Annotated in this window: 12 protein-coding genes; 9 read left to right on the top strand and 3 right to left on the bottom strand. The window is 36.8% G+C overall.

Going from position 1 to position 14,466, the window contains the following annotated elements:
* Window positions 1-5 precede the first annotated feature (5 nt).
* The 3 genes from OR571_RS05110 to OR571_RS05100 all read left to right on the top strand — a co-directional run bounded on the left by OR571_RS05110 (window position 6) and on the right by OR571_RS05100 (window position 2,843).
* Window positions 6-314 (top strand): GNAT family N-acetyltransferase, encoded by a 309-nt coding sequence (locus OR571_RS05110; RefSeq protein ID WP_282241784.1) that lies wholly within the window; start codon window positions 6-8, stop codon window positions 312-314.
* Window positions 299-1,636, top strand: a complete 1,338-nt coding sequence (locus tag OR571_RS05105; protein ID WP_282241783.1) for a GNAT family N-acetyltransferase — start codon at window positions 299-301, stop codon at window positions 1,634-1,636. The genes OR571_RS05110 and OR571_RS05105 overlap by 16 nt, the downstream gene beginning before the upstream one ends.
* Window positions 1,637-1,907: 271 nt before the next feature.
* On the top strand, window positions 1,908-2,843 hold the full coding sequence (locus tag OR571_RS05100; protein ID WP_282241782.1) for a polysaccharide deacetylase family protein: 936 nt from the start codon (window positions 1,908-1,910) through the stop codon (window positions 2,841-2,843).
* A 36-nt stretch (window positions 2,844-2,879) separates the two neighbouring features.
* Here OR571_RS05100 and OR571_RS05095 read toward each other — a convergent pair whose 3' ends face one another.
* On the bottom strand, window positions 2,880-4,094 hold the full coding sequence (locus OR571_RS05095; protein ID WP_282241780.1) for an NAD(P)/FAD-dependent oxidoreductase: 1,215 nt from the start codon (window positions 4,092-4,094) through the stop codon (window positions 2,880-2,882).
* Window positions 4,095-4,200: 106 nt separating this feature from the next.
* Here OR571_RS05095 and OR571_RS05090 point away from each other — a divergent pair, with 106 nt between their 5' ends.
* The 3 genes from OR571_RS05090 (at window position 4,201) to OR571_RS05080 (ending at window position 8,188) form a co-directional block, all read left to right on the top strand.
* Window positions 4,201-5,076, top strand: coding sequence for a 5'-3' exonuclease (locus OR571_RS05090; protein ID WP_282241778.1), 876 nt, complete (start codon window positions 4,201-4,203; stop codon window positions 5,074-5,076).
* A gap of 956 nt (window positions 5,077-6,032) precedes the next feature.
* Window positions 6,033-7,289 (top strand): GNAT family N-acetyltransferase, encoded by a 1,257-nt coding sequence (locus tag OR571_RS05085; protein ID WP_282241777.1) that lies wholly within the window; start codon window positions 6,033-6,035, stop codon window positions 7,287-7,289.
* Between the two features lie 23 nt (window positions 7,290-7,312).
* A complete protein-coding gene (locus tag OR571_RS05080; protein ID WP_282241776.1) occupies window positions 7,313-8,188 on the top strand; it encodes a GNAT family N-acetyltransferase in 876 nt (291 codons plus the stop codon).
* A gap of 62 nt (window positions 8,189-8,250) precedes the next feature.
* Here OR571_RS05080 and OR571_RS05075 read toward each other — a convergent pair whose 3' ends face one another.
* Complete coding sequence (locus tag OR571_RS05075) at window positions 8,251-8,799, bottom strand: C39 family peptidase (RefSeq protein ID WP_282241775.1); 549 nt, start codon at window positions 8,797-8,799, stop codon at window positions 8,251-8,253.
* A gap of 254 nt (window positions 8,800-9,053) precedes the next feature.
* Here OR571_RS05075 and OR571_RS05070 point away from each other — a divergent pair, with 254 nt between their 5' ends.
* Window positions 9,054-10,043 (top strand): 2-hydroxyacid dehydrogenase, encoded by a 990-nt coding sequence (locus tag OR571_RS05070; protein WP_348775020.1) that lies wholly within the window; start codon window positions 9,054-9,056, stop codon window positions 10,041-10,043.
* 181 nt (window positions 10,044-10,224) lie between these two features.
* On the opposite strand, the gene OR571_RS05065 is transcribed toward OR571_RS05070, so the two are convergent.
* Window positions 10,225-10,542 carry a thioredoxin family protein gene (locus OR571_RS05065; RefSeq protein WP_142540102.1) on the bottom strand — a complete coding sequence of 106 codons (318 nt, stop codon included), beginning with the start codon at window positions 10,540-10,542 and terminating at the stop codon, window positions 10,225-10,227.
* A gap of 269 nt (window positions 10,543-10,811) precedes the next feature.
* Between OR571_RS05065 and OR571_RS05060 the strand changes: the two genes are divergently transcribed.
* Both OR571_RS05060 and OR571_RS05055 read left to right on the top strand, forming a co-directional pair.
* Window positions 10,812-13,238, top strand: a complete 2,427-nt coding sequence (locus OR571_RS05060; protein WP_282241774.1) for a 3-hydroxyacyl-CoA dehydrogenase/enoyl-CoA hydratase family protein — start codon at window positions 10,812-10,814, stop codon at window positions 13,236-13,238.
* 31 nt (window positions 13,239-13,269) lie between these two features.
* Window positions 13,270-14,445, top strand: coding sequence for an acetyl-CoA C-acetyltransferase (locus OR571_RS05055; protein ID WP_282241773.1), 1,176 nt, complete (start codon window positions 13,270-13,272; stop codon window positions 14,443-14,445).
* The last annotated feature ends 21 nt before the right edge of the window (window positions 14,446-14,466 follow it).

Genomic DNA, 14,466 nt, shown 5'->3' with positions numbered 1-14,466 from the left:
ATTATTTGGAGCTCATTCTTATTAAATCGTATAACCATTTAAAATTATTCGAAAAAGAATGGTCTACAATTTTGGAAGAAATTCATAACACAAATCCTTTTATAGAATTTGAATTTGTGTATAATTGGTGGAGGTTTTTGGGAGAAGATAAAGAAATTGAAATATATGCAATTAAAGAAAATAATAGTATTATAGCTTTTTTCCCTTTTCATTCTGAAAAAAGATGGTTTGGCTATATACTGCATTTTTTAGCATATGGAGATGCTAATTATATGGATATCATTGCAAAAAAAGTGATATGGATCGGGCGATAATGTTTGTTTTTGATGCACTGATAAAGACGAAGAAGCAGGTTGTTTTTTATTTGCATGGCTTATTAGAAAGTGTAGATACCCCTCTTAAACTATCTAATTATTTAAAAGCAAGAAATATTAAAGAGAGATATTATCAAATTGAAACTCCTTTTATTGATTTACAAAATCTTTCTTATAATGAATATATGCATACCCGCAAAAAGTTACATGGTTTGGATAGAAGGGAAAAAAAGCTGCATTTACTTGGAGATGTTCGTTTGCAAATTTCTCCCTCTACAAATATGAGCCAAATATTTGAGGTACATCGAAAACGATGGGAAAAGAAAAATGATACTAGCGGGTTTTCAAGTGATAAAAAGAAAGCATTTTTTAAATTTCTAGCGGAACAAAATCACGGAATACTAAATGTACTCTTAACAACATTGACGTTAGAAGATGAGATAATTGCCTTTACTTATGGATTTTCATGTAGAGGTAGATATTTGGGTTATGTATTGGGACATGACTCCGATTTTGATGACTACGGTCCAGGTAGAATACTAGTTAAAGAGAAAATCAAAAAAAATAAAGATGATGGATTTCATAAACTGGATATGAGCATAGGGTATGAACCTTATAAGTTTGATTGGAATACGGATCTTGATTACACTAGAAAAACAATCTTCTCTACTAATACTTTCAAAGCTAAAGTATATAGAAATTTTTTATGGTTGAAGGCGACGTCTATTTCTACAGTTAAAAAAAATTACCCTCTTGTAATATTCCGTAGAAATGTAGTTGGCAAGTTAAAATATTATCTCCGTAATAAAGATAAAATCTATTTAAGAAAATTTCATTGGAAAAATAAGTTGATATCTTTCATGTTTGAACGAAAGAGGTATTTAATTGCAAAGAGAACAGAAAGTAACATACATGTTAAAAGTGAGTTTCAGCTTATAACTCCTAAAGAAGTACTTACGATGAAGCAAGATCGAAAAAATATATTACAAAAGAAATTTCGTGGATTTAAAGGATACTACTTTGAAGATAAGCATGTGCCTTTTTGGGTCAATGATAATGTAATACGGTTAGATGATATTGAAGTTATAACAAACCTAAAAAAAAGAAGTGTTTATATTCAGGAATGGGAACATCAAGATTTAGAGAAAGTTATTTCATTTGTCCAAACAAAATATAATCCAAAACATATATTTATTCATTTAAGTAAATACGATAAGGAAGGTATAAAAAAGTTGGAAGCTTACGGTTTTCAAATCATCGAAAAAATTTCTTACTCAAAAGTATTTGGAATTAAAAACGTAAAAAAAGAGATAATAAGATAACAGGAGAAGTGCATATAATCATCCGTGTGAAGCAAATCCTTTTTGATTTCTTGTTTGTGTTAAAAGGGTCTGTATTAAATTATTTATACTATCAATGGGATTACTATTATAAAAAATATTAGCAAATTCAGAATTTGGCGTGGCAGATAAATCACCGAAGTCAACTCTAGTAAGGAAGTAGACTTATGCATTGGAAAGTTTGTTCTATTACTAAGAACAATGAAGAAGAAGAAAGGATGAAGTCCTGGGAGCTCTCGTTATTTCTTTAGATATGGAGCTAAATTGGGGAGTACACGATGCATTTACACTTCAAAACTATGGAGAAAATATACTAGGGGCTCGCATTGCAATACCTAGAATTTTGCAGTTATTTCTCAAGTATGATATTCACGCGACTTGGGCAATTGTTGGTATGCTTTATTGCAAAAGTAAGGAGGAACTTCTTTCAAAGCTAGAAGACTTAGAGGTTCCATATGAGAATGAAGCTTTTTCTCCAAAATCTAATCTGTGGCAAGTTGGAGAGAATGAAATACAAGATCCGTATCATTACGGCCATTCACTGATTGATACAATAAAATCCCTACCTAACCAAGAAATTGGAACTCATACATTTTCCCATTATTATTGTTTAGAAGCAGGGCAAAGAACTGAACATTTCGAAACAGATTTACAAGCGATTGTTCAACTAAATGAAGAAATTACATCATTAGTCTTTCCAAGAAATCAAACTAATAATGACTATTTATATGTTTGTAAAAAGTACGGCATCAATGCGTACCGTGGTAATGAAAAAACTTGGATTTATAGTCCTTACACAAGTAAAACAAATACCCGAACAAAAAGAATGCTCAGATTGTTAGATGCGTATGTAAATTTGACAGGACACCATACATTTCCATTAAAAAGCATTCAAAAGGAACCAATCATCAATATAAAATCAAGTCGCTTTTTAAGACCCTATAGTAAACAACTTGCAGTATTAGAAAAATTGCGTTTAAGACGTATAAAAAATGGATTAACAAAAGCTGCTAAAAACAATGAACTATATCATCTTTGGTGGCATCCACATAATTTTGGAAAGAATATTGAAGAGAATTTGCAGTTTCTCGAAGAAATCTTAAAGCATGTAGATTATTTAAAAGCAAACTACAATTTTCAAAGCATGCATATGAGAGATGTAATAGATGTACTGAAAATTATTTCATAAAAAGCACGAAGGGAGTGCTACTCACCTTCGTGCTTTTTATGTCACTCCATATTTCCGATGTAGTTCAACAATCTCCGCATCTTCATTTCTTTTCTCAGTAATTAAATCCCTTAAAATTTGAGATCCTAACATGCTATATACTGTCCCGTTTCCGCCGTAGCCTAATAAATAGTAATGATTGTTTTTGGTAGGGTGTTCACCGATGAAAGGAAGGTTATCGTTAGACTCGCCAAAGCTCGCCGCGTACGCGTAGTCAATTTTTAAATCATAGTTTGGGAATAATTTCATAGTTTGATGTAACAAGTTGTTAGCGCGTTTCATAATTAATTCGTCTGAAACCGGCGCTTCTGGTATATCCTCATCTAATCCACCCGCAATTATTCGGCCGTCTACCGTTGTACGTATATAAAGATATGGTCGTTTTGTTTCCCAAATAAGTGCTCGTTTATACCAGTCAGATAAATCTTCAATTGGATTGCTTACAAATACATAGGATCGGTTAATATCTGCACCAATTCTATTGCCAACTGGTGTAGTTTCATAACCTGTTGTATATATGATATGTTTTGCATGGAATGTCTGTCCGGAAGTACGTAGCTCGAGGTGATCTTCTACATTAAATACATCTTGCACCTCGACATATGGAAAGAGATGAACTCCCATCGATTCGACTTTCTTTAGAAGTGCTTGTACAAATTTTAATGGGTTTACTTCTGCATCATTAAACGTAACTAAAGCACCTAACTTAGAAAATGGAAACTTTTCTTTTATATCCTTTTGCTCGTAATAGTCACATGGAAGTCCATACTTTTGCAAAGTAGCGTATTCGGTTTTTATTTTTTCCACGTCTTTTTCATCGCTCGCATAACAAATACTAGGTCTACGAATAAAATCTGCATCTATATGTAGTCGATTTACTGTTTTTTCAATGTCATCCACTGCTTCATAACAAAGCTGATAAAAGCGGACAGCCTCTAGTTCCCCTATTTGTTCAATCAATTCATGCAGCATAATATCATTGGAATACTGCAGCAAGCCTGTATTGGCACTAGTGCTACCAGTGCCAAGCGCCCGTTTATCTAATACTGCAACGGATAAACCAGCCTCTGCTAATGCAAGAGCAGTTAAAGAACCGGACATGCCAGAGCCGACAATTACTGTATCATATAGATCTAGCTTCTCGTAAAGCATATTTGGAGTAAAAGGAGCAGTTGTTGTAGGCCAATAAAGTGAGCCATTATGTATGTTCATGCGGTGATTCCCCCTATTATATATTTCTATTAATATACCCCCTCCTAATAAGATTTAAGCCTATTCATGTTATACTAGATAATATTAACTTTAAAGGATGTTTGAAATGAATCAAGATAAACCACATGTACTAATAATAGATGGAATGGCCCTGTTATTCCGCTCATTTTTTGCAACAGCTATGTCCGGAAACTACTTCAAAAATGAGAAAGGGATTCCAACGAATGCTGTACAAGGATTTGCACGCCATGTACTTGCAGCACAAAATTTAATGCAGCCGACACATATGGCGGTTTGTTGGGATAAAGGGATGCATACGTTTCGGAATGAACTGTATGACGGATATAAAGCAAACCGTCCGAAACCAGCAGAGGAACTAATCCCCCAATTTGATATGGCACAAGATTTATCGGAGCATTTAGGCTGGATGAACTTTGGAGTAGTTGGAATGGAAGCAGATGATACAATCGCTTCTATTACTCATAAATGGCAAGAAGATGCGAAGTTCACAATCGTTAGTGGAGATAAAGATTTATTACAGCTACTTCATCCATCAACGGAAATCGCATTTACGAAAAAAGGATTTACAATCTACGATGTGTACAATGAAGCGCGTTTTATAGAAGAGTATGGAATTTCACCGTTACTATTCCCTGATGTGAAAGCGTTCATGGGAGACACTAGCGATGGCTATGCAGGCGTAAAAGGGATTGGGCCGAAAACGGCATTACAATTAGTGCAAACTTATGGCAGTGTGGAAGCAGTAATTGACTCCCTTCATTTATTGAAAGCAGGGCAACGAACGAAAATTGAGACAGATCTAGAAATGCTAAAATTATCAAAGGAACTTGCAACAATTAGAAGGGATGTCCCAATCGAAGCAGAATTAAATCATTTAGCTGTAAACGATATCCCGGCTTCGAAATTCGATTATTTATATGAACACGGCTATACGATATTGGCAAGACAGCTTCAAAAGTAGAGCGATTTGTATGTTAGTTAAAGAGTTTTTCCTGATTCGTTGGGAAGAACTCTTTTTTGTTGGTTAGGAAAACTATATGTGATTAAGACATATGGATAACTTTTTTCAAATAGCCTAAGATTTTATACGCGATATAGGGAAACTGTGCGGTAGTGAGATACGGCACAGGCAATTGATTTCCACTCCAGGCGGACGCTTACCGCGGGGCGGGCGGTGAGCCTCCTCGTCGCACGCTCCTGCGGGGTCTCACCTGTCCCGCTGATCCCGCAGGTGTCGCCGCCTTGCGCTTCCATCAATAGAACTTGCTGACTAATCCGTAAACAAATGCAAAAAAGCTATTTAATTTATTTACAACTGTCCAGCAGTTTCTTATTTAAAATCATTTTATGTACAGTATTAATTATAGGAAAGGTTGCTATTAGCCATTCGGAGCAATGGCAGCTTTCAATAATTGATCACAATCGCTAGATAGTCTATCTTATTCCACTAATCAAAGGTTTTCACCCATAGAAAATACAAAATCGTACTAAATTTAGTGTCTTATTATGGAGTAAATAGCAAACTCTATTGGATTGGAGCGAAGGGGTGGCGACTCCGGCGGGAACAGTACGAGCTGAAAGCCCCGCAGGAGCGGGAGCTCCGAGGAGATTGAAGCCGTGCCCGCGGAAAGCGTCCACCCTGTAGCGGAAATCCAAGCGTCCACTTCATTCAACTCACTACCGCACAGTTTCCCTATTATATGTGTTACCCATTTATCCTTCCAATGTGCTAATGCTAGAGACAGGTGCTTTAGCACTTTTGTAACGTATCAATTCTTAAGTAGGGAATTTAATCATACAATGACTAAGTTTTACTGACAAAAGAAAAATAGTAAAACTATTATCAAAACATAGAAAATAAAATATAATTACTTTATATATAAGATGGACATGGTTTTTCGCAAGGGGGAGACTGATTTGATTCGACTTTTACAAAACAAAGACTTGGAAGCTGCAGCAAACATTGTTGCTTTTGCATATCCAGGGATGAATATCCAAACACCAGAGAAAAAAATGGAATTTATAGGACGTTTAACGAAAGAGCAAGAAGAACAAAATGGTATTCAGTATTTTGGGTATTTTAATGAGGAAGAAGAACTTTTAGGTATGTATCGTCTGCATGATTTTGAATGTAATGTGAACGGTAAATTCCAGCGTATTTTTGGTATTGGAATGGTAGCGGTGCATCTGCTTCATAAAAAAGAAAAAATTGCATTTACACTTCTTTCTCATTTCCATCAATATGCTAGTCAAGAAAATGTATCGCTAGTATCACTTTATCCGTTTAATCCAAGTTTTTATCGCAATATGGGTTATGGTTATGGACCAATGAAATATGAATTTAAAATTAAACCGAATGCACTTGTTTCAAATGGTGAAAAAGGATTGGTCAAGTTCTTGTCTCCAAAGGATGAAGAAGTAATCGTTTCCCTGTATAACGATTATGCGCAAAAAAATCATGGAATGATTAAAAGAACGTGGACTGAACGACAACGAATTAAAAATGGGGTAACTAATTATGTCGGCGTGATAGAAAATGGACAGCTATTAGGTGCATTAGCATTCACTTTAGAAACGGTAAAAGATAGTCACTTTTTACATCAATATATGATTGTCCACGAATGGATATGGACAGATCCAATTGCCTATAAACAAATAGCTGCTTGGTTATATTCCCAACAAGATCAAGTGGATCGAATTATTTTTCGGACAAATGATCCATCCTTTTTATACACGCTTTCGAATCCATTAAACGGCTCCAATCATCTGATACCTAGTGTTTATCATGAAGTGGCAACTACTGGAGCAGGTTTAATGTATAGAATAACTAATGTCGTTGATTTCATACACGAAATGAATTTCCAGCAGCTCAGAAGACCGGATGAATATATCAGGTTATTAATAGAAATTGAAGATACATTCTTAATAGAACAAAACGGCTTATATGAAGTTATTTACAATGGTGATTTTTGGAATGCCACAAAAATATCGAATATCAATGAAGAAGCAACCATTAAGATAGGTATCCATGATTTGAGTTCCTGGTGGATGGGATGCATATCGGTTGAGGCGCTTCATAATTTTGGAGTTATATCTATTGGCGACATAGATATTAAGAAGCTTGATGAGTGGTTTAAACCGAAACAAAGTCCTATTTGTTTCACATCGTTTTAAAGACTTATACAAAGGGGTATGAAATGATTACTTTTAAAACAATGGAGCATTTAACTTTTAAAGAAGCGCATGAACTTTTTACGAATGGTTTTGAAGGGTATTATATACCGATGAAGATGTCATTGGATGCTTTTGTTGCACGTTTCGGAAATGAAAATCTTTCACCAGCTTTGTCGATTATTATGTTTGACGATAATAACCCGATTGGATTTGTTTTACAGGGCATTCGAGAAGTAGATGGTAAGAAAATCGCCTGGAATGGCGGTACGGGTATTATTCCTGCGTACAGAGGGAAGAAACTAGGTTCTCTACTGGTAGAAAAAGCCCTTCATCTATTAAAAGAACAAAATGTAGATATTGCAACATTAGAAGCTTTGTCCATTAATCAGCCGGCTATTAAACTATACGAAAAAGCTGGCTACAATGTAATCGACACATTACATTTTTTAGAGGCAGATGGAGAGCTCTCTTTTGATGAAGAAGTTGCAGACGAATTTTCTATAAAAAGATTGCCTGCTATACAAGTGAGCAATACAGGGATATTTCCTTCTGTTGTACCTTGGCAAGTAGATACAACTAATACTCCAAGAGTTGGGGGTGAAGCAATAATTGCAACAAAGGAGAATGAAATTCTTGCAGCTTGTTTAGTAAGGACAAAGCAACAATATGGGGGAGAAATAGAAGGAGTCACTTTGTTTCAAGCAGCAATTGCTACAGAGAAAGAGGAAGGGGAGCGTGCGCTCAAAGCGGTCCTCCAAGAAGGATTATACTTTGAACACTCACTCAAAAGGACGACGTATAATTTATACGATCATACGAAAAAAACACTTCCTTTTTTACAGAGCAAAGGATTTAGAAATACGGCCATTTCCCAAGTATTTATGGTGAAGGAATTATAGAGGAAATATAACGAAGACTGTTCCTAGTGTAGAACAGTCTTTTTTCACGTTAATCCTGATCATCAAGGGATTCTGTCACTTTTTGCATTAGCCCTTTTATTAAATTTTGGAGTGATTTGTATAAAAGTTAAAATAGATGCATTTTGAGCATAGGATACTTTGCGAATTTTACTTTCTCGATTTTGCCCACCATTATCATGAATGAGTAAAAAAAGCTCATCGTCTTCTATTTCGTATCCGATAAGGGGTACCCAGTGATAAGAAAATGTCGCTTTTTTTCTCCAACGAAAGGAAAAATATTTATCGAATTTGAGCGCAACGGGTCTACCGTTTTTAAGTTCATCTAGTGCTGTATGAAGAGAACATTTTTCAATTTGCCAATTTGGACCGAGTATTTTGCGAAGATTACGGACAAATCGATGGGTAAATAATCCGATGCGAGTACCACCCAGTTTTTCGTAAAGTGTGTTGGGGGTATCAGGAAAAGTATTTTCTTGTAAATAATTTAATAATAGAAATGCTGTCACTGGACCGCATGCAGAGGCTTGATAGTCTGCTCTAATCGATGAATCATATTGAGATAAGCCTTGTAGCTGTAATTGGATTTTCATACGGACCCTCCCTTTATTCTGCATTATCGGACAGTAAGCCCCTACTTCCATGCTAAGAGAATCTTTCCTTTCAATAGGTGGGGCTCTTTATTATTTTATATAAATTCCAACTAGTTTGCACATTATCATAAACTATTGAATATAAAAATAGAAATTTTAGAATATTTTATATATTTGTTGATTGAGTTATTTGTTTGCCATACAATTAGAGATATTAATAAGTAGAGAGCAAATGAATTAGGAGGAATCCAATCATGCAAAAAGTAATAGTTTATAGAAAAGTGGATCCACGTGTTTTAGATTATTTGCGAACAACATGTGAAGTTATTTATTTTGAAGAGTTAGATGAATCGACATATCCCGAGTTCATGTCTCATTTAAAGGATGCAGAAGCATTACTTGGTTCTGCTCTAAAAATCGATGAGGAAACTTTGGATAAAAGTCCAAAGCTGAAAGTAATAAGTAATATTTCGGTTGGATATGATAATTTGGATTTAGATCTATTAACAAAACGGAATATAATTGCAACAAATACACCAAGCATTTTGAATGAAACTGTAGCAGATGCAGTCTTTGGTGTACTTCTTTCTGCAGCTAGAAGGATACCAGAGTTGGATGCGTATGTGAAACAAGGAAATTGGGATTCCATGATTGGAGAAGAATTATTCGGAACTGATGTGTATGGAAAAGTAATAGGCATTGTAGGAATGGGTGGGGTTGGAAAGGCAATTGCTACACGTGCAAAATTTGGATTTGGTATGGAAATTCTATATCATAATAGAAGTCGTGATGAGGAAATCGAATCGACTTATAATGCACAATATTGCAGTTTTCAGGATTTGCTGAAACGTTCGGACTTTGTTTGTAATATGGTTCCACTAAGCGAGGAAACGAAAAGCATGTATGGGGCTAGTGAGTTTAAGCTGATGAAGCAAAACGCTATTTTTGTAAACGGATCACGGGGTGCTGTCGTTGATGAAGATGCTTTAGTTGAAGCATTGAAGAATAAAGTAATTGCGGGAGCTGGATTAGACGTATATAAACAAGAACCGGTTAAGGTCGATCATCCACTATTGAAACTTGCGAACGTCGTCACTACACCACATATTGGGTCAGCGACGGTAGAGACGAGATTTAAAATGGGGATGCTCGCTGCTGATTCTGTTTTACAGGTACTTAGAGGGGAAACCCCTACGAATGCATTGAACATATTAACCTCGCGTGATGCAATAACAAATGAATAGTGTGAAATAAAATATTACAAAATACATAAAGCCCTTTGAAACCAAAAGTAGCGGTTTCAAAGGGCTTTAACAATTTGTGATTATTTGTTTTGAACATCTAAAAATTCTGTTACTTGCTCCTGCGCGAAGCTCGTCGCAGAGAAAAAGGTATACCACCAGGCAGATAGCCCCTCAATATTAATTAATTCTGAGCATCTAAAAATTCTGTTACTTGCTCTGGTGATTTTGCGTTTGCACTGTGTAAATGTGCTTTTTTCTCGCCGTTTTGATAAATAAGAAGACTTGGAATTCCCATTACTTCGTATTTTTCTGCGATTTCCGGTAATTCGTCACGGTTTACTTCATACCATGTATATTGGTTGTACTTTTCAATGATTGGGTCGATGAACATTTCCATGCGTCGGCAATCGGGGCACCAACCAGCTTCGAATTTTACTAGTACTTCGTTGTCACCAGAAATGATTTCGTTGAATTGTTCTACAGTTGTAATTTTGTTCATATTAAAACCTCCTATAATCTTTTTTCATATATAGGTTCCAGGCGACCCTCTTATGATTAAATGCCAAATTTCTGTATTTGATCAAGCTCCTCGGCGAAGAGCTTTGTCGTGGCTAAGCAGGTGCCTTTCACTTTTCTAAATTAGTTTACACTGTTTCAGAAAGACTAGAAAGAAAATTGCTCGTTTTTATTCATTTTATTATTGCGAAAATTTAAAAATTGTTCTAAACTAATAGACATAGAGAGTGTTCTATTTTTTTTATCTATAAAATGAATGAGCATTCATTCAAGACGAAGGGGAGGCTTTTGCACGTGACATTTCAAATTAAAAAAGCAGCTGTTCTTGGCTCGGGGGTAATGGGATCTGGAATTGCAGCACACTTAGCGAATATAGGTATTCCGACATTATTGTTAGATATCGTGCCAAAAGAAGTGAGTAAGGAAGAGGAAGCAAAGGGGTTAACATTAGAGCATCCAGGAGTTCGTAATAAATTTGCTCAGACTGCTTTACAAAAATTGCTGAAGCAAAAACCCGCACCTCTAACTTCTACAAAAAACTTACAACTCATTACTGCAGGAAACTTTGAAGATGATTTAGAGAAGTTAAAAGAGGTCGATTGGATCATTGAAGTAGTAGTGGAAAATTTAGATGTGAAAAAAAGTCTGTATGAAAAAATAGACACAGTTAGAAAAGCGGGGACAATAATTAGTTCCAATACTTCAGGTATTAGTATTAATGCAATGGTGGAAGGAAGATCTGAAGATTTTGCTAAACATTTTCTTGGCACACATTTCTTCAATCCACCACGTTATTTAAAGCTGTTAGAAGTGATACCTGCGAAAACAACCGATATCCAGGTAGTAGAATATATGAAGCAATTCGGTGAAGATATTCTAGGAAAAGGAGTCGTATTAGCAAAAGATACGCCTAACTTTATTGCCAATCGAATCGGCACGTATGGTTTACTTGTGACTCTGCGTGAAATGCAGGCACGCGGATATTCTGTTGGAGAAGTAGATTCGGTTACTGGCCCACTGATTGGACGTCCAAAATCTGCGACGTTCCGCACATTAGACGTAGTCGGATTAGATACGTTTGCACATGTCGCAAAAAATGTATTTGACCAAACGACCGGGGAAGAGCAGAAAGTGTTTGAAGTACCGGCATTTATGCATCAAATGCTTGAAAATAAATGGCTTGGTGCAAAAACAGGGCAAGGTTTCTTCTTAAAAGAAGGAAAGGAAATTAAAGAATTAAATACGGAAACACTTGAATATGAGCCAGTCAAAAAGCTAAAAACACCATCGATGGAAATGGCAAAACAGCAAAAAGGATTAGCGGCAAAAGTGAAAACGTTAACATATGCTAAAGACCGTACTGGAGAACTGCTGTGGAGCATTTTAAGCCCGACACTTATTTATTCCGCTAAGTTGCACGGAGAAATTGCAGACGATATCGTATCCATTGACCAAGCGATGAAATGGGGATTTGGCTGGCAGCAAGGACCGTTTGAAATATGGGATGCAATTGGTGTAAAAGAGTCAGTTGAAAAGATGAAAGCAGAAGGAAAGGAAATCCCTACATTCGTACAGTCGCTTTTAGATAAAGGATTCGAATCCTTTTATAAAGAAGAAAATGGCGATCTTTATTACTTTGGTGGAAATGACTACAATATCGTTTCTTTCAATGAAAAAGTAATTGACCTGAAGCGTTATAAGAAAAAACATGGTGTTATTAAATCTAATTCCGGTGCTAGTTTAATAGATTTAGGTGACGGAATTGCTTTACTGGAATTCCACTCTAAATCAAATGCAATTGGACTCGACATATTACAAATGATTAACTTTGCGATTGAGGAAGTGGAGAAAAACTTTAAAGGGCTTGTTATTGGAAACCAAGGGAAAAACTTTAGTGTTGGTGCAAACCTTGGGATGATTTTGATGGAAGCTCAAGACGATAATTTATTTGAATTGGATTATGTTATTCGAAGTTTCCAAAATGCAACGATGAAAATTAAATATTCCACTAAGCCAGTGGTTGTTGCACCATTTGGAATGACACTTGGCGGTGGTGCTGAAGCTTGTTTACCAGCAGCACATATTCAAGCAACGACCGAAACCTATATGGGGCTAGTAGAAGTAGGGGTTGGTCTAATCCCTGGCGGCGGTGGTAACAAAGAGTTATATATGAAGCATTTAAAAGGGCTTCCAAAAGGCGTCCAGGTGGATTATCAATACGTTGCCAATAAAGTATTTGAAACAATTGCAATGGCAAAGGTTTCAACGTCTGGAGAAGAAGCTCTTGAAAATAACTTCTTAAACTTTGCAGATGGTATTAGTGTGAATCCTGATCATCAATTGTATGATGCAAAACAAGCAGCACTTAGTCTTGCAAATGCTGGATACAAAGCCCCATTACGAGAGAAGGTTCCTGTAACAGGGTCTCCTGGATATGCAACATTACTTTTAGGTGCTGAGGGTATGTTCTTATCTGGCTATATTAGTGAGCATGACTTGAAAATTGCGAAAAAGCTTGCCTATGTGATTGCTGGAGGAGAAGTTCCATACGGTACATTAGTGGATGAGCAATATTTACTTAACTTGGAACGCGAAGCATTTTTGAGCTTGGTAGCTGATCCAAAATCGCAAGCAAGAATGCAACATATGTTAGTGAAAGGTAAGCCATTGCGCAACTAAGTATGCGTAGGTGATAAGGGAGGAAAAACTCATGCGTGAAGCAGTTATCGTAGCAGGTGCAAGAACACCAGTTGGTAAAGCAAAAAAAGGATCTCTCGCAACTGTTCGTCCAGATGATTTTGGAGCATTAGTTGTAAAAGAAACATTAAAAAGAGCGGGAAACTATGATGGACCAATCGATGATTTAATATTAGGCTGTGCTATGCCAGAAGCAGAGCAAGGGATGAATGTTGCTCGTAATATAGGGGCTTTGGCAGGCCTTCCTGACTCAACACCAGCGATTACAGTGAATCGCTTCTGTTCATCAGGCTTGCAATCGATTGCATATGCAGCGGAACGAATTATGCTAGGGCATTCGGAAGCAATTATTGCAGGCGGAGTAGAGTCAATGAGTATGGTTCCAATGATGGGAAATACGATCCGACCGAATGCACACTTAGCAGAAACAGCTCCGCAGTACTATATGGGGATGGGGCATACAGCGGAGCAAGTGGCAAATAAGTACGGCGTGAGTCGCGAAGACCAAGACGCCTTTGCAGTGCGTTCACATGAACTAGCTGCAGCTGCCATTGCTGCTGGTAAGTTTAATGATGAAATTGTTCCAGTAGAAGTAGTGAAGCGTTTTGTAGACGAAAGCGATAAAGCGCAGGAGAAGAAGTTTTTGTTTGAAATGGATGAGGGAGTTCGGGTTGGAACATCTATTGAAACACTTTCCAAGTTACGTCCTGCTTTTAACGTCCGTGGTTCAGTAACAGCGGGTAACGCTTCGCAAACTTCAGACGGAGCAGGGGCAGTTTTAGTGATGGACCGTGAAGTGGCGGAAGCACAAGGATTAAAACCAATTGCTAAATTCCGTTCCTTTGCAGTAGGAGGAGTTGCACCTGACGTAATGGGAATTGGCCCAATTGTTGCCGTTCCAAAGGCATTAAAACTTGCTGGTTTATCTATAGAAGATATCGACGTTTGGGAGATTAATGAAGCGTTCGCTTCCCAATCGATCCAAGTTGTACGTCATTTAGGGATTGATCTAGATAAAGTAAATGTAAATGGGGGAGCAATTGCCCTTGGTCATCCGCTTGGGGCTACAGGTACTATTCTGACATTAAAAATGATGAGTGAATTAAAACGACAAGGAAAACAATTCGGTGTTGTAACGATGTGTATCGGTGGGGGAATGGGAGCTGCCGGAGTGTTCGAACTGCTATAAACAAACTTTTCAAGGGGGAAT

The sequence above is a fragment of the Psychrobacillus sp. NEAU-3TGS genome (genome assembly GCF_029955155.1).
In the GTDB taxonomy this organism is placed as follows: domain Bacteria; phylum Bacillota; class Bacilli; order Bacillales_A; family Planococcaceae; genus Psychrobacillus.
Note: the sequence above shows the minus strand (reverse complement) of the source record. Positions and strands in the feature narration are given on the sequence as shown.

What these genes read in the sequence shown, in the direction of transcription:
- OR571_RS05075 (WP_282241775.1), bottom strand. Translation starts at nt 8,799, where the DNA reads ATGAAAATCCAATTACAGCTACAAGGCTTATCTCAATATGATTCATCG.
- OR571_RS05060 (WP_282241774.1), top strand. Translation starts at nt 10,812, where the DNA reads ATGAATGAGCATTCATTCAAGACGAAGGGGAGGCTTTTGCACGTGACA.
- OR571_RS05105 (WP_282241783.1), top strand. Translation starts at nt 299, where the DNA reads ATGGATCGGGCGATAATGTTTGTTTTTGATGCACTGATAAAGACGAAG.
- OR571_RS05090 (WP_282241778.1), top strand. Translation starts at nt 4,201, where the DNA reads ATGAATCAAGATAAACCACATGTACTAATAATAGATGGAATGGCCCTG.
- OR571_RS05080 (WP_282241776.1), top strand. Translation starts at nt 7,313, where the DNA reads ATGATTACTTTTAAAACAATGGAGCATTTAACTTTTAAAGAAGCGCAT.
- OR571_RS05065 (WP_142540102.1), bottom strand. Translation starts at nt 10,542, where the DNA reads ATGAACAAAATTACAACTGTAGAACAATTCAACGAAATCATTTCTGGT.
- OR571_RS05095 (WP_282241780.1), bottom strand. Translation starts at nt 4,094, where the DNA reads ATGAACATACATAATGGCTCACTTTATTGGCCTACAACAACTGCTCCT.
- OR571_RS05055 (WP_282241773.1), top strand. Translation starts at nt 13,270, where the DNA reads ATGCGTGAAGCAGTTATCGTAGCAGGTGCAAGAACACCAGTTGGTAAA.
- OR571_RS05070 (WP_348775020.1), top strand. Translation starts at nt 9,054, where the DNA reads ATGCAAAAAGTAATAGTTTATAGAAAAGTGGATCCACGTGTTTTAGAT.
- OR571_RS05100 (WP_282241782.1), top strand. Translation starts at nt 1,908, where the DNA reads ATGGAGCTAAATTGGGGAGTACACGATGCATTTACACTTCAAAACTAT.